Below are 19,388 nucleotides of genomic sequence, written 5' to 3' on the forward strand. Positions count from 1 at the left end.
CGTAGATCCGTGGGGGTACGGAGGCCGTGTCCGCGGCGTCCGTCCGGGCCCGCGCCCCTTTCCGGGCGCGCGGCGGGACGCCGCGGACACGGCCTGGCCCGTCAGCGGAAGCCGGTGGGCATGTACTGGTCGACGTTGTCCTTGTCGACGACGGCGGAGTAGAGCGTGATCGACGAGGGGATCTCGTACTCGGCGAGGCCGCCGACCCCCTTGGCCTGGCCGAGTGCGCGGGCCAGGTCGATGGCCGAGGCGGCCATCGTCGGCGGATACAGCACGGTCGCCTTCAGGACCCCGCTGTCCTGCTTGATCACCTCGAAGGCGGAGAGCGCCCCGGCGCCACCGACCATCAGGAACTCGTCGCGCCCGGCCTGCTCGATGGCGCGCAGCGCGCCGACGCCCTGGTCGTCGTCGTGGTTCCACAGGGCGTCGATCTTCGACTGGGCCTGGAGGAGCTGGGCCATCTTGGCCTGGCCGGACTCGACGGTGAAGTCGGCGGCCTGGCGGGCGACCTTCTGGATGTTGGGGTAGTTCTTGAGGGCGTCGTCGAAGCCCTGGGTGCGCTGCTTGGTCAGCTCCAGGTTGTCCAGACCGGCGAGCTCGACGACGCGGGCGCCGGACTTTCCCTTGAGCTTCTCGCCGATGTAGTGACCGGCGTTGAAGCCCATGCCGTAGTTGTCGCCGCCGATCCAGCAGCGGTACGCCTGCGGGGTGTTGAAGATCCGGTCCAGGTTGATCACCGGGATGCCGGCGCGCATCGCCTTCAGCCCGACCTGGGTGAGGGCCTTGCCGTCCGCGGGCAGGATCACCAGGACGTCGACCTTCTTGTTGATCAGGGTCTCGATCTGGCCGATCTGCGCGGCGGTGTCGTTGGAGCCCTCGGTGATCTCCAGGGTGACGTCCGAGTACTTCTTGGCGCGGCTCTTGGCGTTGTCGTTGATCGCGTTGAGCCAGCCGTGGTCGGCCTGGGGGCCTGCGAAGCCGATGGTGACCGGCTTGCCGGGCTGGTCGTCGGCGGCCGGCCGCTCGGCGGCGGCGGGCTTCTCGTCCTTGCTCTCGTTGCTCGTGCAACCGGTGAGCAGCGCTCCGGCGGAGATGGCGGCGCTCCCGAAGAGCAGCCCTCTGCGGCTGGTGAGGTGTGACATGACGGTGAACCCCTTCCTCAGGTCGTGCTCGCGGTGCGGCGCTGGACGAGCACCGCGGCGACGATGATCGCGCCCTTGGCAATCTGCTGGACGTCGCTCTGCAGGTTGTTCAGGGCGAAGATGTTGGTGATCGTGGTGAAGATCAGGACGCCGAGCACGGAGCCGGTGATGGTGCCGCGTCCCCCGCTGAGCAGGGTTCCGCCGATGATCGCGGCCGCGATGGCGTCGAGTTCGTAGAGGTTGCCGTTGGTGTTCTGTCCGGACCCGGAGAGGATGATCAGCATGAAGGCGGCGATGCCGCAGCACAGTCCGGACAGCAGGTAGAGGTAGAGCCGCTGGCGGCGTACGTCGATGCCGGCGAGCCGGGCCGCCTCGGCGTTGCCGCCGACGGCGATGGTGCGGCGCCCGAAGGTGGTGCGGTTGAGCACCAGCCAGCCGACGACCGTCACGGCTGCGAAGACCAGGACGAGGGGCGGGATGCCGAGCACGTACGAGTCCCGCTCGCCGAGGCCCAGGAGCCCGTCGACGGTGACGATCTGCGTCTTGCCGTCGGTGATCTGGAGCGCGAGCCCGCGGGCCGAGGCGAGCATGGCGAGGGTGGCGATGAACGGGACCATGCCACCGAAGGAGATGAGCAGCCCGTTGACGAACCCGCAGGCCACGCCGACGAGCAGCGCGGTGAAGAGGATGCCCGCGAAACCGAACTCCTGGGTGGCCACCGTGGTCGCCCACACCGAGGCGAGGGCGACGACCGCGCCGACCGACAGGTCGATGCCGCCGGAGGTGATGACGAAGGTCATGCCGACCGTGACGACGCCGATCACCGACGCCTGGGTGAGGACGAGTTGGAGGTTCTGGGTGTCCAGGAACTCGTCCGGTTTGGTTATTCCGCCGACGACGGCGAGGGCGAGGAGCACGCCGACCAGCGAAAGGGTACGGATGTCGGCGCGGGCCACCAGGGAGCGCCAGACGGGGAGGTCGCCGGCCGACTGCGCCTTGTCGGTGCTGTCGCGGGGCGGGGAGGCGTGCTGCGTCATGATGCCGGGCTTCCTTCCAGAACGATGTCGAGTACGCGGTGTTCGTCGAGTTCGCGGGCCGGTGCCTCGTGCACGACACGGCCCTCGCGCAGCACCAGCACGCGGTCGGCGAGGCCCAGCACTTCGGGAACCTCGCTGGACACGAGCAGCACCGCGAGTCCTTCGTCGGCCAGCCGCCGCACGACCGCGTACAGCTCGGCGCGGGCTCCGACGTCGACGCCCCGGGTCGGTTCGTCGAGCAGCAGCACGCGGCAGCCGCGCAGCAGCCAGCGGGCGAGCACCGCCTTCTGCTGATTCCCGCCGGAGAGGGTGCGGACGGGAACCGACGGGTTGTCGGGGCGCAGGGACAGTTCCCGGGTGGCCGCGCGGGCGGCCGACCGTTCTCCGCGGCGGTCGAGCCAGCCGGCACGGGAGAAGCGGGAGAGCGTGGAGAGGGAGACGTTGCGGGTGACGGACTCCAGCATCAGCAGCGCCTGCGCCTTGCGCTCCTCGGGGGCGAGGCCGATGCCGGCCCGGACCGCCGCACGCACACTGCCCGGCCGCAACGGGCTTCCGTCGACGAGTACCTGTCCGGACGTCGGCCTGCGGGCGCCGTAGAGGGTCTCCAGGATCTCGGAGCGGCCGGAGCCGACGAGTCCGGCGAGGCCGACGATCTCACCGGGGCGGACGGTGAGGTCCAGCGGCTCGAACTCGCCCGCGCGGGCGAGGCCGCGCAGCTCCAGGACCGGGGGCCCGGCGGGCGGGGACTCCGGCCGCCGGGGGAAGACGTATTCGACGTTCCGCCCGGTCATCAGGGCGACGATGTCGTGGGTCGGGGTGGCGTCGGCGGGCAGTCCGCCCGCGACCGCCCGGCCGTCCTTGAGCACGGTCACGCGGTCGCCGATGCGGCGGATCTCCTCCAGGCGGTGCGAGATGTAGACCACCGACACGCCTTCCGCGGTCAGCGTCCCGACGATCCTGAACAGGTTGTCGACCTCGTCCGGATCGAGGGCGGCGGACGGCTCGTCCATGACGATGAGCCGGACCTCGTGGGAGAGCGCACGGGCCATCGAAACGATCTGCTGCTGCGCGGCCGACAGGTCTCCGACGAGACGGGCGGGGTCGATCTCGGGGTGCCCCAGCCGTCGCAGGAGTTCGGTGGACGCGGTACGGGCGGCCCGGCCCCTGACCACGAACCCGGCGGTGGTCGGCTCGTGGCCGAGGTGGATGTTCTCGGCGACCGACAGATGCTCCACCAGGTCGAGTTCCTGGTAGATGGTGGCGATGCCGAGACGCATGGCGGCGATGGGCGAACGCAGGGTCACGGCCTCGCCGCGCCAGTGGATGGTGCCGGTGTCGGGCTGGTGGGCACCCGCGAGAACCTTGATCAGGGTGGACTTGCCGGCACCGTTCTGGCCGAGCAGGCAGTGCACTTCACCGGCCTGGACCTCCAGGTCGACGCCGTCCAGGGCGCGGACACCGGGGAACGACTTGGTGATGCCGGACATGTGGAGCAGCGGTGGCTGGAGTGCCATGTGGGTTCCCCTCGGCAGACATACGGCCTCGGTCAGGGCTGGAGCACCTGGTGTCGGGTCGGGCGGGTCGGATTCGGGCACGCGGGCGCGGTACGAGGACGCGCTGCGCGGATCGCGGCGGTGCGGTGGCTCGTGCTGTGCGGTGGCTCACGGTGCTGTGGCTCGCGGTGCGGGTGCTGCGGAGCGGCAGTGGCGGTGCGGAACGTACGGAGCTGTGCCGTGTGCGGGGCGGAGCTGTGCCGTGTGCGGGCGGTACGAGCGGTGCCTGGCGGTACGAGCGGTGCCTGGCGGTACGAGCGGTGCCTGGCGGTACGGACGGTGCGGTGCGCTGTACCGGGGGGCGTTGGCTGGGTGCTGGGAGCGCCTTACGCGGGTGAGAAGAGGTGGTCGCTGATGAGCCGGGCGGCGCCGATGACTCCGGCGTCGTGGCCCAGTTCTCCGAGGACGATCGGCAGGTTGCCGGTCGCCAGGGGCAGCGACTGGCGGTAGACCTGAGTGCGGATGGCCGCGAGCAGGGTGTGGCCGAGGCCGGTCACCCCGCCGCCGATCACCACCAGGCCGGGGTTGAAGAAGGAGACGAGCCCGGCGATGACCTGCCCGACGTGGGTTCCGCCCGCGCGGATCAGATCGAGCGCGATGGCGTCCCCCGCGGCCGCGGCGGCTGCGACGTCGACGCCCGTGAGGGTGCCTTTCGCCGCGAGCCGGGCCGCGAGGTCGGCGGACAGGCCCTGCCGGGCCGCTTCGGTGGCGTCGCGGGCGAGTGCCGCACCGCCGAAGTGCGCTTCCAGGCAGCCCCGGTTGCCGCAGGTGCACGGCCGGCCGCCGGGGACCGCCTGGATGTGCCCGATGTCTCCGGCGCTGCCCGTCACTCCGCGGTGGACCTCACCGCCGGCGACGATGCCGCACCCGATGCCGGTTCCGATCTTGACGCAGAGGAAGTCGGTCACCGAGCGGGCGACGCCCGCGTGCCGCTCCCCCATGGCCATCAGGTTCACGTCGTTGTCGACCATGACCGGGCAGCCGAGTTCCTGACCGAGCACCTCCCGCACGGGGAAGCCGTCCCAGCCGGGCATGATCGGCGGTGCGACCGGCACACCCTCGGGAAAACTGACCGGTCCGGGCACTCCGACCCCGGCGCCGTCGAAGCCTTCCGCGAGTCCCGATTTCCTCAGTTGCGCCGCCAGATCCAGCACGTGCTCGAAGACCGCGACGGGGCCCTCGCGTACGTCCATGGGCCGGTTGAGGTGACCGAGCACCTCCAGTTCGGCGTTGGTGACGGCGACGTCGACCGACGTCGCGCCGATGTCGACACCGAGGAAACGGAGACCCGGTGCGAGCCGGACATTGTGGGACCGGCGCCCGCCGCGTGAGGCGGCGAGGCCGTCGGCGGCCACCAGCCCGGTCTCCAGCAGCCGGTCCACCTCCACGGCAAGCCTCGATCGCGAGAGGTCGACCTGTTCGCCGAGGCGCGCCCGGGACTGCGGACCGTGGTCGCGCAACAGCTTGAGCAGGTGGGCCTGGTGGGCGTTCGCCGGTCGTTCGGTCATGCGTCTCACGTGTCCCCCCTAGCCACAACTCGACCTGTGTGCACTGGACTTGCGGTTCCTGCTTTCGGTGGAACGTAGCAGTCAACGGCACGGTCGTGAAGAAGTCGTGCGTCGATCCGCGCAGACTTTTTCCGCTCGGAGGACAAAGCCCCTGCTGGACGGCCTCGTTCGTCCGGGGTACCGGAGCGCGAACCGGCCGGTACGGCAGCGCACCGGCCCGCATCAGCGACGCGCGCGCCTGGTCCGGCGGATCCGGGACCGGGCTCTCGCGCGCCGCACTCACGTGCGCCGTCACGGCGCCGGGCGGCAGCGGAAGGCCCCGGGCGTCCCGGGACGAGGAGCCCGGCCGCCTGCCTTCGCCCACCGGTTACGTTCCCCCGCCGACCCGGTGGCCCTGATCCGGCTCGACGGGTTCAACTCCTCGTTCGCCCGGGCCGGTCAAGCCGTCCAGGGCCCGTCGGAGCGGCCGCGTCGCGGGCGTGGTCGTCAGCCCCCGAAGGACGCGCGGGAGCGCGCCGACAGACCCATGCGGGAGCGCTCCCACGACCTTCGGCTTCCGGTCACTTCCGTGCGAACGCGGCGGCGAGCGCCGCCGCGCCGATCAGCTCCGCGTCCCTTCCCAGCTGGGCGGGGAGGACGTCGAGGGACGCGGCGATCGCGGGCTGGGCACTGCGGTGCACCGTCGCCGCCACACCCTCCAGGAGGGCGCCGCCGGCGGCACCGAGTTCGCCGCCGATGATGACCGCGGCCGGGTTGAGCAGGTTGCTCAGGACCGAGAGCACTTCGCCGAGGATGCGGCCCGCGTCGTTCAGGATCCGCCAGGTGGTCGGATCGTCCGGCCGGTCCCCGAAGGAAACGTCGGCGTCCAGGCTGGGATGGGTGTGGGCGATCTGCGCCTTGACGGACTCGACCGAGACCACCGCCTCCAGGCAGCCACGTCGGCCGCACCGGCACAGCTCCGTGTAGCCGGGCAGCGGTGTGTGGCCGATCTCCCCGGCGATACCGAGAGCCCCCCGGTACGGCTCACCGCCGAGCACCATCCCCGCGCCGATGCCGTGGGACGCCTTCACGTACAGGAAGTCGGAGTAGCCCTGCCCGGCGCCGCACCGCAGTTCGCCGTAGGCGCCGAGTACGGCGTCGTTCTCGACGTGGACCCGCAGGCCAAGCCGGCGTTCGAGTTCCCTCCCGGGGTCGAGGCCGACCCAGCTGGAGAGGATGGTGGGCGAACGCACCAGCCCGGTGGCGGAGTCGAGTGGTCCCGGGATCCCCGCGACCACGGTCGAGAGGTCGTCGACGGCATGCTCGCGGCGGAGTTCCGCGAGCATGTCCGCCGCCGCGTCCATGGCCTCGGACGCGCGCAGGTCGACGTTCAGGTCGGCACGCCGCTGGGCCAGCATCCGGCCCGTGTCGTCGACGACGGCGACCTTGATGTGGGTGTGTCCGAAGTCGAGCGCCGCCGAACTGGCCCCGCCGGGAACGCATCTCAGCACCCCCGCCGGGCGTCCGCTGCCGCTCCCCGGCCCCTTCGCCTCGGGATCCTCCTCCTTCACCCGCTCCTCGGCGATGAGCCGGGAGACCGCGTGATTGACGGTGCTCCGTGACAGACCGGTGGTTTCCACGAGTTGCGCACGCGTCAGTGCACCGCCGCCCTGAATGACCCGGAAGATCTCTTCCCTGGTTCTGTTGCGGGGTGAGGAGCGATCGGAAGCCACATCCATGGACCGATGATAGTGGCACACTCCAGTTTTACCCATCATTGGCCAAACGGTAATTTGCGCTTCACACAAAACCCGCCGGAACCATATCTGTTTTCACTTATTGACGGTCAAAAAGTTGCTCCATAGCCTCCTCTCCGCGTCCGGCTCCCGGCCGGACTCGGACAGAGAGGACGCCGTCGGTGAAATTCACTCCGCGACGCCCCCGGACGAAGCCGGTACTCGTGGCCGCCGCCGCTGCCTCGGCCGTCGCGGCGGCTCTGCTGTCCGGCGTGCTGCTGTTCGCCGAGGCCGCGACGTCCGACCCCCAGCCCTCCGCCCTGGAGCTGGCCGACGCGGCCCTGTCCCGCCGGGCGGCGGCGCAGGCTACCGCTGGTTCGACTCCTTCTACCGCGCGCTCGACCGCGAGAATCCCTCATCCATCGTCAACTCCCCCTGCGCTTAAGGCGGTTCGTGCACCGATTCAGTGTCCGGGCCCAGCAGGTGACCACTGACACCATGGCCGAGGAGCTCACCAGCGATCCGGCGGAAAAGTCAGGACCTTGAGGCATCGAGCCCCGGGCCTCCGCACCGGCGTGCTTCCGCCACCGTCGGTACCTCGCGCCGCCATGCCGGGGCCACACCATGTTCACGGAGGTCACCAAGAGTCAAAAAGTAAACGGCTTTCACCAGAACACACTTTTTTAGGACGACCCATGTGCCTTGACGGACACTGCGAGAACCAGGTGGACATCCTCCGCCCCGACGCCGGACGGACCGACGAACCCGGGGACGGGCCGGGGCGCCGCGGGCTGCTGGCGGCGGGCGTCGCCGGCGCGGCTGCCCTCACCCTCGCCCCCATGGCGTTCGCCCCGTCGGCCCAGGCTGCGGAGTCCGCCCCGCAGGGCGCGGAGGCGACGCATGTCATCAGTGGCCATCTGGCCACCGGCGTGGCCGACTTCGTCTATCTGCCCGTCGAGGTCCCGTCCGGCGTACGGAAGATCGCCGTGTCGTACGCGTACGACAAGCCCGCGGTCCCCTCCGGCACACCCGGCAACTCCTGCGACATCGGCATCTTCGACGAGCGCGGCACCGGCCTGGGCGGGCGCGGCTTCCGGGGCTGGTCCGGCGGTTCGCGTACCTCCTTCGAGATCAGCAACGGCGAGGCGACCCCGGGCTATCTGCCGGGCAAGGTCGGCCGCGGCACCTGGCACATCGTGCTCGGGCCGTACCAGGTGGCGCCGCAGGGGCTGAACTACCAGGTCCAGGTGACCCTGACGTACGGCGAGCCCGGCCCGGCCGCTCCCCGCAGCTTCCCGCCGCAGCGGGCCAGGGGCCGCGGCCGTGCCTGGTACCGGGGCGACTGCCACCTGCACACGGTCCACTCGGACGGCAAGCGCCTGCCCGCCGAGGTGGCGGCCGGTGCGCGGGACGCGGGGCTGGACTTCATGGTCTCCACCGACCACAACACCTCGTCCGCGCACGCGGTGTGGGGCGAGTACGCCGGTTCCGACCTGCTGATCATCACCGGTGAGGAGGTCACCACCCGCAATGGCCACTGGCTCGCCCTCGGCCTTCCCCCCGGCGAGTGGATCGACTGGCGCTACCGCAACCGCGACGACGCCTTCCCCCGCTTCGCCCGTCAGGTGCGCCGCGGCGGTGGCCTCGTGGTGCCCGCCCACATGTACTGCGCGTACGTGGCGAGCCAGTGGAAGTTCGGCTTCGACGACGCGGACGCCACCGAGGTGTGGACCGGCCCGTGGACGTACGACGACGAGCACGCCATCAGCACCTGGGACCAGAAGATCGGCGAGGCGGTGCGCTCGGGCGGCCGCTGGGTGCCGGCCATGGGCAACAGCGACGCGCACAGCACCCCGCAGGTCATCGGCCTGCCGCACAACGTGGTGCTCGCCGACGACCTGCAGACCGACTCGATCATGGACGGAATCCGCGCCGGGCGCAGCTGGATCGCCGAGTCCGCCGCGGTGGAGCTGACCTTCACCGTGAGCGGCGACGCGCGGCAGGCCGGGATCGGCGAGACCCTCAAGGCACCCGCGGACGCGCCGGTGGACGTCCGCCTCGACGTGAAGGGCGTACCGAACGGCACGGTCCGCTTCATCACCGACGAGGGCCAGATGCACCAGGAGTCGCTGGGCGCCGAGGGCTCGGGCACGGTGGTGTGGCGTACGACCACCTCGCTCGCCGCGTACGTGCGCGCCGAGGTCCGCCACCCGATGGCGAACGGTTCGGCGGGGCAGGGCAACACCATGGGCGACGCCCTGATGTTCGGCCCGATGGCCGCCCTCACCAACCCGGTCTTCCTGAAGACGTCGGGGCGCTGAGGGCAGGCCGGAAGCGCTGCCCGCCCTGGTCGGGCGGTGCTGCTCGACGGCGGGCCCGCCCGCACCGTGCCGGTGCTTCTTCTCCTGCTGATCGAGCGCGGCAGCACGGCACCGGCGCGCCGGGGGCGGGAGTCTCACGCCGGCCCTCGTGGCAGAAAGCACGAGACCGCTCCCCGCCTCCCTTCGGCTGAGCGGTGGGCGGGGCGTCGGGGGGGGGGGCGTGCCGCTGGGCCCCGCTCACCCTTCCGCTGTGAACGTCGCGGCGTCGAAGTCCGCGTGGTGGCCTCTTCCGGTGAGGTCCCAGACCCACAGTCCGACGAAGGCGCCCGTGAAGCCCATGGCTCTGACCTGGCCCTCGTGGACGTCCTCGGCGTGCTCGTCGGAGAGCACGGTCGCGTCGGCCGCCTCTCCGACGGGGCGCCGGCCCGAGCCGGTGTCGTAGTGGAAGCGCAGTTCCCCGCCGTCCAGTTCGCACCCCAGGCGCAGCCTGGCGATGCCGTCGAGGGGAATCCCGCCGGCCTCGTCGACGGCCAGTACGCCCCGGTCGCTGCTCGCTCTGCGCAGGACGGGCCGGCCCTCGTCGTCGGCGGTGACGTACAGGTAGTACCAGTTGCGGGTGTTGTAGTACGCGGTGATCCCGGCGAGGTGCTGGAAGGCCTCGGGGCGGTACTCCATGGTGGCTTCGAAGAAGCAGCGGGGCGCGGTCACCCGCTGGGCCACCAGGCTCGGCCCGACGAGGCTGTGCGGGGCGCGGCCTCCCCGGATCCTGAGGTGGGAGGGGCGGTCGGTGAGCGACAGCCACTCCGGTGCCGCGGGGCGCCGGAGCGTGGACCACTGGGCCCCCAGGACGGGCCGGTCGAACTCGTCGGCCAGGTGGGCGCCCGGGGCCGGGGTGTCCTCCGGGGGTGCCTCGCGCCGTACGGGGGCGGGGGCGGCCACTTGCAGGGCGGGTTCGCCCGTCGGGACGCGGGGCCAGTCCTCGGGAGTCCAGGTCACGGGTGCCAGGGCCGTCTCCCGGCCCAGGATGCACGGCCCGTGCCGGCCGAGCGGGCGGGCCACGAGGTAGGCCAGGTACGTCTCACCGGCGGGCGTCGTCACGAGGCTGCCGTGACCGGCCTTCTGCAGGGGCAGGTCCGGGCGGTGGCGTGCGGTGATGAGCGGGCCGCCCGGATCGCGTTCGTACGGGCCGGTCAGGGTACGGGAGCGGGAGACGGTCACCTGGTGGTCGTAGCCGGTGCCGCCGTCGGCCGTCAGCAGGTAGTACCAGTCACCGACGCGGTAGAGGTTGGGGCCCTCGATCCAGCTGTCCCCGGGAGGCAGGCCGATGAGGACGGGGTCGCCTGTCAGGGCGCGGGCCGCACGGTCGTAGCGGGTCGCTTCCAGGCCGGCGGACCCGCCGTGCCCGGGCCGCCAGTCGTGGACGAGGTTGATCAGCCAGCTGTCGGGGCCGTCGTGGAAGAGGGACGCGTCGAAGCCGCGCGCGTGCAGCAGGACCGGCTCGGACCAGGGGCCGTGGACCGAGGGAGCGGTGACGAGGTGGTTGGGTGCGTCGGAGAAGCCGCCGGTGTACGCCGACACGTTGCTGTAGACGAGGTGGAACAGCCCGTCGGCGTGGCTCAGGCTGGGCGCCCATACGCCGCCGGAGTCGGGGCATCCGGTCAGGTCGAGCGCCGGCGGGCCCGCCAGCGCCCCGCCCAGGGGCTCCCAGTGGACCAGGTCCCGGGAATGGTGCAGGCGGACGCCCGGACACCATTCGAACGTCGAGGTCGCCAGGTAGTAGTCGTCACCGACCCGCACGATCGAGGGATCGGGGTGGGTACCGGGCAGCACGGGGTTCCGTACGACCTGCGCAGATCCGTCTCGCACGCGATTCTCGGCCTTCCACTGGTTCCCCGGGGTCCGGGCTCCTGACGATCAAGGGGGAACGTAGCGTCGAACAGACGCATCGACAACCGTCCGCCGCCGGGCCGGGCAGGGCCGCGGCGGAGGTCCGGTCACGCGTCACCGGTCTCCCCATATATGAATGTTTCAGGACAAAAGACTCGCGGTAGGCAGAGGAACCGGCCCGGTTCTCCGGGCCGGTCCCTGGCGCGGCAGGCGTCCTTCGCCTTCGGCGCCCTCCGTCCGCAGAGAGGAACCCCATGGGCTCCGTACCGATCCTGATCCGTGACGTCCGCATTTTCGACGGGCTGAACAGCGAGCTCTCGGGACCTTCGTCGGTGCTCGTCGAAGACCGCAGGATCGCCGCGATCGGTGGCGGCACGCCGCCGCCGGACGCGCTGGCCGTCGAGGGCGGCGGACGCGTGCTCATGCCGGGGCTGACCGATGCGCACGTGCACCTTTTCGCCGCCGGGAACACCGAGATCGGACTGGCCATGGGCAGCACCGGCTCGGGCTACTACCAGGCGCTGGCCGAGGCGGGCCGGATGCTCATGCGGGGCTTCACCTCCGTGCGGGACATGGGCGGGGACGTCACCGCGCTGCGGCAGGTCCTGGACGCGGGCGCCTTTCCCGGCCCGCGGATCTATCCGAGCCAGGCGGCGCTCTCGCAGACCTCGGGGCACGGCGACTTCTCCTGCGCGTACGACGACGCCACGACGTTCGGCGGCGCGCCGTCGCGGGCCGAGGGGATCGGTTTCATGCGGGTCGCCGACGGCCGGGACCAGGTGCTGGCGGCCGCCCGCGAGCAGCTGAAACGGGGCGCCACCCAGCTCAAGGTGATGGCAGGCGGCGGGGTGACCTCGGCGCACGACCCGCTGGACGTGGTGCAGTACACGGTGGACGAGTTGCGCGCGGCGGTCGAGGCGGCCGCCGACTGGGGTACGTACGTCAGCGCGCACGTCTTCAGCGACGAGGGGATCCGCCGCGCGGTCGCCGCCGGGATCAAGTCCGTCGAGCACGGTCACCTCGCGTCGGAGGAGACCATCCGGCTGCTGACGGACGCGGGCGTCTGGCTGAGCACCCAGCCGTTCGTGGAGGGCGACCACTCCTTCTCCTCTCCGGAGTCCACGGCGAAGAACAAGCAGGTGTGCGACGGCGTGGCCCGGACCTACGCGTGGGCGCGGGCCGCGGGGACGCAGATCGCCTTCGGAACGGACCTGCTGCTGGATCCGTCCAAGGCCGGCCTCCAGAGCGAGATGCTCACCCGGCTGTCGAGCACCTTCGGTTTCACGCCCGTCGAAGCGCTGAAGATGGTCACCTCGGGCAATGCCCGTCTGTTCCGGCTCTCCGGGGAACGCGACCCGTACAAGGCGGCCCGCATCGGCGAGGTCACGGTCGGCGCCTGGGCCGACCTGCTGGTCGTGGAGGGCGACCCCACCCGCGATCTGAACGTGCTCGGCGCGCCCGAGGACAATCTGGCCGTCATCGTCAAGGACGGCCGGGTCCACCGGAACCGGCTGGCCTGAGAGACGGCGCCCGGCCCCGCGGTCAGCCGCCGGGCCGGGCGGCTCCGGACTGGATCGTAGGGTGCCGGGGCCGGGCGGCGGGCAGTGGACGCGGCTCCGGCCGTCAGTACGCCGCCGGGTAGCCGGAGCGGCCCGCGCGAAATAGTCTGCAGTGACCGATGCGCACTGGAGCAGCCGATGACTCGCCGGAGGAATCCCGCCCCAGCGAGCGCCGCGGATCTCCTCGGCACCCTGCAGCAGCTCACCGCCCGTGCGCGGCAGGAGGTGGAGCTCCATCAGGCCCGGGTCGAACTCGCCGAGGCGCTCCAGCGCACCATGCTGCCGGGCGCGCTGCCCTCGGTCCCCGGTCTGCAGACCGCGGCCCGCTACCAGCCGACCCACCACGGGCTGGACATCGGCGGCGACTGGTACGACGGTTTCGCGCTGCCGGACGGCACGCTCGGCTTCGCGATCGGTGACGTACAGGGGCACGACGTCGAGGCGGCGGCCGTCATGGGGCAGATCAGGATCGCGATGCGGGCCATCGCGGGCAGCACCTCGGACCCCGGCGAGGTGATGCGCCGCACCAACGATCTGATGATGTCGGTCACGGCGCCCCTGTTCGCGACGTGCACCTTTCTGCGGGTGGATCCGGTCACCCACGAGATCCATTCCGCCCGCGCCGGCCATGTGGCGAGCGTGTGGGCGAGCGTCGACGGCCGGTCGGGGATCGTGGAGAGTCCGGGCGGACTGCCCCTGGGCATCCAGAGCGGGGAGGTGTACCCGGTCACCCGGCATTCCCTGGACGTACCCGGCGCGATCGTCCTCCTGACCGACGGACTCGTGGAGGGCCCCTCCCTCGATCTCGACGAGGGTCTCGAAGGGATGCGCCGGCTGGTGAGCGCCCATGTGACCGCCTCCGCCGAAGAGCTCGCGCAGACGGTGCTCGGGGCCGCGGACATGACGGGCCACGAGGACGACGTCGCCTTTCTCGTCCTCCGCCACGGCGGCGCACCGGCCGGCTGACGCGCACCGCGCGTGTCACCGCGGGTGTCGCGCGCGGGGCCGGTGTCTGATGACATCTGTGATCCGCAGTGAGAAGGCCAGAGGCCGGGCCGTGGCCGCCGCTCAGCTCCTGGGCGTCGCCGCCGTGTACTACCTGTCCGGCCGTCTGGGGCTGCTGCGCAGGGTGGAGGCGTACCAGTCGGTCGTGACGCCCCTGTGGCCGCCCACCGGAGTGGCGCTGGCCGCCCTGCTGCACTTCGGCATCCGGATCTGGCCCGGCATCGCGCTCGGCGCCCTGTTCACCACGGTCTCCATCAGCGGCTCGTTCTCGCCCCTGGGGCTCGGCATCCTGGCCGGCAACACGCTCGGCCCGGTCTGCGCGTACATGGCGCTGCGGTCGGTGGGTTTCCGGGAGGAGCTGGACCGGCTGCGGGACGGGGTCGCGCTGGTGTTCCTGGGTGCCTTCGCGGGGATGCTGGTCAGCTCCGTACTGGGGTGCGTCACGCTGGTCCTGACCGAGAAACTGCCGTTGGAGCGGTTCTGGCCCGTGTGGGCGTGCTGGTGGGCGGGGGACGTGATGGGCGTACTCGTCGTGACGCCCATCCTGCTGGTCCTGCGGCGGGCGCGGATGCCCCGGGCCACGGACCGCTGGCTGGAGGCAGTCGGCCTGTTCGTCGTCATGACGGGCGCCTCCCTGCTGGCGACGACCAGCACGCTCGCCATGCTCTATCTGGTGTTCCCCGTCCTGATCTGGGCGGCACTCCGCTTCCAGCTGCCCGGCAGCGCCCCCTGTGCCTTGCTGGTCTCCGTACTCGCGGTGATCTCCGCGACGCACCAGGCCGGGCCGTTCCGGGGGCACGAGGTGCTGGAGGTGATGCTCAACCTCGCGCTGCTCAACGGCTCGGTGACGCTCACTTCGCTGCTGCTGTCGGCGGTCGTCACGGAGCAGCTGAACATCCGCCGCGAGATGGAGCACGCCTGTGTGGAGCTGGCGGAGCTGGTCGAAGAGCTGACGCCCCGGTCGGACCGCCGCGCCCGGAGGCCCGTCTCCGGCGAGCGCGCGGCGATGCGGCCGGGGCTCGGGTGAGACGGGCGGCCGGGCGCGGGGTCAGTCCCCGGACCGGGGGAAGAACCGGCGCAGGAAGTCGTTGCGGAAGACTCCCTCGGGGTCGTGGCGGGCGGCGAGCTCTTCGAAGCGGGCCCAGTCGGGGTAGAGGCCGCGCAGGTCGCCGGGGCCCATGGGGAACACCTTGCCCCAGTGGGGCCTCGCGCCGAAGGGGGCCAGGGCCTCCTCGACGGCGTGCAGCACCGGGATCACCGCCGCCGTGTCCGGCTTCCAGGTGAAGTGGAAGGCCACGGAGTCGCGGCCCCGGGCGGGGCTCAGCCAGAGGTCGTCGGCGGCGATCGTCCGGATCTCGGAGATCAGCAGCTGGGGTGCGATGTGGTCCCGGATGCGCTCCAGTGCCTCGAAAGCCGCGGGTGCGTCGCTCCGCGCCACGAAGTACTCCGACTGGAGTTCGTCACCGCTGCTCGGGGTGAATTCGAGGCGGAAGTGGGGCAGCCGCTCGTGCCAGGGGCCGCGTGTCCCCTGCTGCGGGGTGCAGTTTCCGGCCGGCATGCCGGGAACCGGGTGGCGGGGGCCGTCGGCGAGCACCGCGCCGCGCCACTCGGCGGGGGCCTCGTGCGTGTCCTCGCCGTCGACGGCACGCTTCACCCAGACCTGGTCGACCGGCCGGTCTCGCCAGCTCGTGAAGAGGCTGACGCTGTAGCCCTCGGCCATGATCTCGTCGAACCCGTGCACCGCCTGGTCGCGGGGCAGGTCTTCGTAGACCCACTGCCGGACGTCGAAGGTGGGGACGAGGTCGAGGGTGAGCCGGGTGACGACGCCGAGCGCGCCGAGCGACACCACCGTGCCGGGGAAGTCGGGGTGACCGCGCTCCACCGTGGTGAGGGAGCCGTCCGCGCGGACGAGTTCGACGGCGCGGACCGCTCCGGCCAGCGAGCGGTTGCCGATGCCGGAACCGTGGGTCCCGGTGGCGCAGGCTCCGGCGACCGAGATGTGCGGGAGGGAACCCAGGTTGTGGAGTGCGAAGCCGCTCCCGTGCAGGGTTCCGGTCAGCTCCCCGAACCGCAGTCCGGCGCTCACCGTGGCGGTCCGGGCAGCGGAGTCGATGTCGACCACCCGGGGCAGCCCGGCGACGGAGACCAGGTCACCCCGCGTGTCGGCGATCTCGTTGAAGGAGTGCCTGGTGCCCAGGGCGCGGAGCTCGGTGGCCGATCCCACGATGTCGCGCAGCTCTTCCACGGACGTGGGGGTCAGCAGGCGACGGGCGCCGAAGGTGACGTTCTTGGCCCAGTTCCGCTCGGGGGCGTTCACGCGGCACTCCCCCACCGTGCGGCCCGGCGGATCGTACGAGGGGTGGGGCGCGGGGCAGGCGGCGGACACGCGGCGGTTCCCTGCTCGGGACACGAGCGCGGGCGAGAGAGATCGATCATGCGTACGGAGCTTAGTCGCGCGGCTCCGGACGGCGGGTGCCGGTGGGGGGCGTCCGACACCTCAGGCCGTATTCCGGCACCTTGGGCCGCATGTCGAAAGTGGCGCCGCCCGCCCGAAGGGCAGGGACGGGACTTTCGACACACGGCCTGGCGTCGTCAGTAGGGAAGCGGCCGGCCGGACGGCGTGCGCAGATCGAGCGGGGGCGGCCCCGAGGGCTGGGGCGGACGGCGGACGATCCTGATGCGGCCCATTGCCACCACCTCCTGTTGGTCAACCGGTATCTGCCCCAGGGGGCGGTGTTCACACTTCCGCGCCGGTGCGGGCTTCGCATCCCGGCGTACGACCGGGGATGCGGAGCGGGCGGGGTGCGGCGAACCTTGAGGGGACCCGGGGGGACGACGACGGAAAGGACACGTCATGTCGGCGATGGACAAGATCAAGAAGATGCTCAAAGGCCACGAGGACCAGGCGGGCAAGGCCGTCGACAAGGCCGGTGACATGATCGACAAGAAGACCGGCAACAAGTACCAGAGCCAGGTCGACTCGGCTCAGGACGGCCTCAAGCGGCAGTTCGGGGCGGAGGGCGAGCGGGGCGAGGGCAATCCGCCGCGCCGGTAGGCCGTGCGGCGGCCCGGGGCGGCCCGTGATCCACAGGTCACCGCCCGCGAAGCCCCCGGCCCAGACGGCCCGGGTGGTGCCGGCCGGCTGCCGGCGGGGCGCTCCGCCGGCCTTTCCCGCTGAGGGGGCTCTGGGGCCTTCACGTTCCGGAAACGGCCGGGTAGCACGTTCTCCACGTTGCTCCCCTACGCTTGGTGCACGAAGCCAAGGCCGAGGACGTCCACCGGCGCACCATGTCACCGCTGGACGGGAGCCCCGTGTTCCGAACCTCCTTGCCCGCCTTTCCCTTCTCCCTCCCTTCACGTCCGCTGCCCCGCTGGCTCGGACACGTCATGAAGATGCAGCGTGCCCCGGTGCCCTGGGGTGCCGTGCTGCGGGGCGGGCCGGCCGTGCTGCCGCTGCTGCTGTCGGTCCTGGCCGACCGCCCCTCGCTGGGGGTGCCCGCCGCGCTGGGGGCCCTGCTCGCGGGGATCAACGACCGCCCGGGCAGCCGGCGCGGCGCGGTGCTGCGGCTCGGGCTCCCCGCGGTGATCGGCTCCTTCGGGCTGTTCCTCGGCACCTGCATCGGCGGGCTCGACGGCGGCGGGCGTTCCCTGGTGGTCCTGCCGCTCGCGCTGGGCGTGCTGGGGCTCGTGGCGGGCGCGCTCAGCTCGACCGGGCCGGTGGCCTCCGCTTGTGGGACCCAGTTGCTGGTGGCGGCCGTGATCGGCGCCGGGATGCCGTTGCCCGAGCCCGGCTGGCAGCGCGCGGTCCTGTTCCTCGTCGGCGCGGGCTGGCTGCTGGTGCTGCGGCTGGTGCTGCCCTCCCCGGTACGTTCCCGAACGGGAGCGGGCGCTCCGTACGTGCTCGACGGGGAGCGCGAAGCCGTGGCGGCGGTGTACGCGGCTGTCGCCGATCTCCTGCGGGCGGCGGGAAGCGACCGGGCGCCGGGCCGGCGCGCGGCTCTGAGCGCCGCGCTCGACCACGCGCAGGACACGCTGTCCGGGCCGAGGCTGCGGCGGCACGCGAGTTCGGCCGCCGAGCGCAGATTGCACGCCCAGTACGCCGCCGCGTTTCCTCTGGCCGAGGCGGCGACCGCGCTGGCCTGGGCGGGGGAACCACTGCCCGCCCGCATCGCCGAGGGACCCGACCAGCTGGCCCGGGCCGTCCTCACGGGCACCCACTGCGGTGCGCTCCCCGCGCCGGCCCGGTCCGGATCAGGGCTGCGCGCGCTCGACGAGGCGTTGCTGCGCGCCGCCGCGGACTTCGACAGCCGCGAAGGCAGTCGGCGGCTGCGGACCGGCGAGGCGTCCGGGCGGCCGTCCCTGCTGCGGCGTGCCTTCGGCCCGGCCGGGCGCGCGTACGGGATACGGGTCGCCCTCTGCTGCGGGACGAGCACCGTGCTCGCCCAGCTGCTCCGGCACGACCACTGGTACTGGCTGCCGGCGACCGCGGTGTTCCTGGTCAAGCCCGACCTCGGGCCGCTGGCCTCACGGGTGCTGTGCCGGGCGGTCGGGACGGTGGCGGGGGCGGCCTTCTTCGCGGTGCTGCTGGCACCGTTCGCCGGGCCTGCGGTCGCGGTGGGAGCGGTCGCGGTGTGCGGGGCGCTCGTCCCCGTGGCCAGCCGGCACTTCGCGGCCCAGACCGCGGTCGTCACCGTGCTCGTGCTCTCGCTGGTGGCGCTGACCGGTGAGCCGTCCGCCGGTGCCGGACGTGTCGTGGAGTCCTTGCTGGCGTGTGCGCTGGTGCTGGTGATCGGCCATGTGCGGATGCCGGGACACCGGGTGGCCTCGGTGCGCTCGGCGCTCGACACGGCGACCTCGGCCGCGTACCGGTATCTCCGCCACGTGCTGGACGACCCGAGGGACGGGGAGCGGCGGGGCGATCTGCGCCGGGACGCCTACCGGTCCCTGGCGGCGGCCCGGAACGCGATCGAGCTGTCGGCCGCCGAGCTGCCCCCGGTGGCCCGGCGTACGGCGGGGTCCGCCGAGGTCGCCCAGGCGCTGGAGCTGCTGATCGACACGACGACCGCCTGCGCCGTGCACCTCGACGGCCGCCCGGCCGGGCTGTCCCGCTCGTACGCGGACCGGCTGACCGCCCGGCTGTCCGCTCTGGACGCCGCGCAGGCGGGGGTGTTCCGTCCGGAGCGGGCGGAAGCACCGGTGGCGGCGGTGTGAGCGTGCGACGTACGGCGTCCCGCCGCGGGCGTGGTGCCCGCGGCGGGACGCGTGGTGGACCGGGTCAGCGGGTGAGCAGGGTCAGCGCGGCGAAGGCGCCCGTCACCGCCCCGGCCCCGGCGACCGACAGGGCCACGCAGCGCTTCCTGAGCTGTTCGTAGCGTTCGGTGTACTCGGCGCGGAGCTCGACGGCCCGCCCGGCGACGCGGCTGAACGACTCACGGCAGACCGCCACCCGGTCGGTGACGTAGACGCGTTCCACGTCCTCGCGCTGGGCGGTGGTGAGCCAGGGGAGCTGGTCGGTGAAGCGGCCTGCGCGGCGGCGCGCTTCTTCGACCTCGGCGTTCCACAGGAGGTAGCCCTCCATGCGGGCGAGGCCCCGGGCGCAGTCCGGATCGGGTTTCACGGGTTCCTCTTCTCGTGACAGCGGACGTCGTCGGGCGGACACCG

The 19,388-nt window shown here is 72.2% G+C and carries 14 protein-coding genes; 6 read left to right on the plus strand and 8 right to left on the minus strand.

Going from position 1 to position 19,388, the window contains the following annotated elements; all coding sequences use genetic code 11:
- Nucleotides 1-101: 101 nt before the first annotated feature.
- The 5 genes from ACWCWD_RS33385 to ACWCWD_RS33405 all read right to left on the minus strand — a co-directional run bounded on the left by ACWCWD_RS33385 (nt 102) and on the right by ACWCWD_RS33405 (nt 6,958).
- Nucleotides 102-1,142, minus strand: a complete 1,041-nt coding sequence (locus ACWCWD_RS33385; protein ID WP_450778787.1) for a substrate-binding domain-containing protein — start codon at nt 1,140-1,142, stop codon at nt 102-104.
- 17 nt (nt 1,143-1,159) lie between these two features.
- Nucleotides 1,160-2,179, minus strand: coding sequence for an ABC transporter permease (locus ACWCWD_RS33390; RefSeq protein WP_450778789.1), 1,020 nt, complete (start codon nt 2,177-2,179; stop codon nt 1,160-1,162).
- Nucleotides 2,176-3,693, minus strand: coding sequence for a sugar ABC transporter ATP-binding protein (locus ACWCWD_RS33395; protein WP_450778791.1), 1,518 nt, complete (start codon nt 3,691-3,693; stop codon nt 2,176-2,178). Before ACWCWD_RS33395 ends, ACWCWD_RS33390 begins: the two co-directional genes overlap by 4 nt.
- Before the next feature lie 365 nt (nt 3,694-4,058).
- A complete protein-coding gene (locus tag ACWCWD_RS33400) occupies nt 4,059-5,240 on the minus strand; it encodes an ROK family protein (RefSeq protein WP_450778792.1) in 1,182 nt (393 codons plus the stop codon).
- Nucleotides 5,241-5,800: 560 nt separating this feature from the next.
- Nucleotides 5,801-6,958 (minus strand): ROK family protein, encoded by a 1,158-nt coding sequence (locus tag ACWCWD_RS33405; RefSeq protein WP_450778794.1) that lies wholly within the window; start codon nt 6,956-6,958, stop codon nt 5,801-5,803.
- A gap of 692 nt (nt 6,959-7,650) precedes the next feature.
- On the opposite strand from ACWCWD_RS33405, the gene ACWCWD_RS33410 reads away from it, so the two are divergent.
- Nucleotides 7,651-9,276 carry a CehA/McbA family metallohydrolase gene (locus tag ACWCWD_RS33410; protein WP_450778796.1) on the plus strand — a complete coding sequence of 542 codons (1,626 nt, stop codon included), beginning with the start codon at nt 7,651-7,653 and terminating at the stop codon, nt 9,274-9,276.
- Nucleotides 9,277-9,513: 237 nt separating this feature from the next.
- Here ACWCWD_RS33410 and ACWCWD_RS33415 read toward each other — a convergent pair whose 3' ends face one another.
- Entirely contained in the window at nt 9,514-11,142 is a 1,629-nt protein-coding gene (locus ACWCWD_RS33415; protein ID WP_450778798.1) for a family 43 glycosylhydrolase, read from the minus strand.
- Nucleotides 11,143-11,417: 275 nt separating this feature from the next.
- Here ACWCWD_RS33415 and ACWCWD_RS33420 point away from each other — a divergent pair, with 275 nt between their 5' ends.
- From ACWCWD_RS33420 to ACWCWD_RS33430, 3 genes are all read left to right on the plus strand, one after another.
- Entirely contained in the window at nt 11,418-12,683 is a 1,266-nt protein-coding gene (locus ACWCWD_RS33420; protein ID WP_450778800.1) for an amidohydrolase family protein, read from the plus strand.
- A 177-nt stretch (nt 12,684-12,860) separates the two neighbouring features.
- A complete protein-coding gene (locus ACWCWD_RS33425) occupies nt 12,861-13,688 on the plus strand; it encodes a PP2C family protein-serine/threonine phosphatase (protein WP_450778802.1) in 828 nt (275 codons plus the stop codon).
- Between the two features lie 49 nt (nt 13,689-13,737).
- The gene (locus tag ACWCWD_RS33430) at nt 13,738-14,754 is read left to right on the plus strand and encodes an MASE1 domain-containing protein (RefSeq protein ID WP_450778804.1); all 1,017 of its coding nucleotides are present in this window, start codon (nt 13,738-13,740) and stop codon (nt 14,752-14,754) included.
- Nucleotides 14,755-14,775: 21 nt separating this feature from the next.
- Here ACWCWD_RS33430 and ACWCWD_RS33435 read toward each other — a convergent pair whose 3' ends face one another.
- Nucleotides 14,776-16,044, minus strand: a complete 1,269-nt coding sequence (locus ACWCWD_RS33435; RefSeq protein WP_450778806.1) for a D-arabinono-1,4-lactone oxidase — start codon at nt 16,042-16,044, stop codon at nt 14,776-14,778.
- A gap of 537 nt (nt 16,045-16,581) precedes the next feature.
- Here ACWCWD_RS33435 and ACWCWD_RS33440 point away from each other — a divergent pair.
- Together ACWCWD_RS33440 and ACWCWD_RS33445 are read left to right on the plus strand one after the other, a co-directional pair.
- A complete protein-coding gene (locus tag ACWCWD_RS33440) occupies nt 16,582-16,782 on the plus strand; it encodes an antitoxin (protein ID WP_450778808.1) in 201 nt (66 codons plus the stop codon).
- A 332-nt stretch (nt 16,783-17,114) separates the two neighbouring features.
- The gene (locus ACWCWD_RS33445; RefSeq protein ID WP_450778810.1) at nt 17,115-18,938 is read left to right on the plus strand and encodes an FUSC family protein; all 1,824 of its coding nucleotides are present in this window, start codon (nt 17,115-17,117) and stop codon (nt 18,936-18,938) included.
- A 64-nt stretch (nt 18,939-19,002) separates the two neighbouring features.
- Here ACWCWD_RS33445 and ACWCWD_RS33450 read toward each other — a convergent pair whose 3' ends face one another.
- Complete coding sequence (locus ACWCWD_RS33450) at nt 19,003-19,344, minus strand: hypothetical protein (RefSeq protein ID WP_390963837.1); 342 nt, start codon at nt 19,342-19,344, stop codon at nt 19,003-19,005.
- Between the last annotated feature and the right edge of the window lie 44 nt (nt 19,345-19,388).

The sequence above is a fragment of the Streptomyces sp. NPDC001493 genome (genome assembly GCF_053597235.1).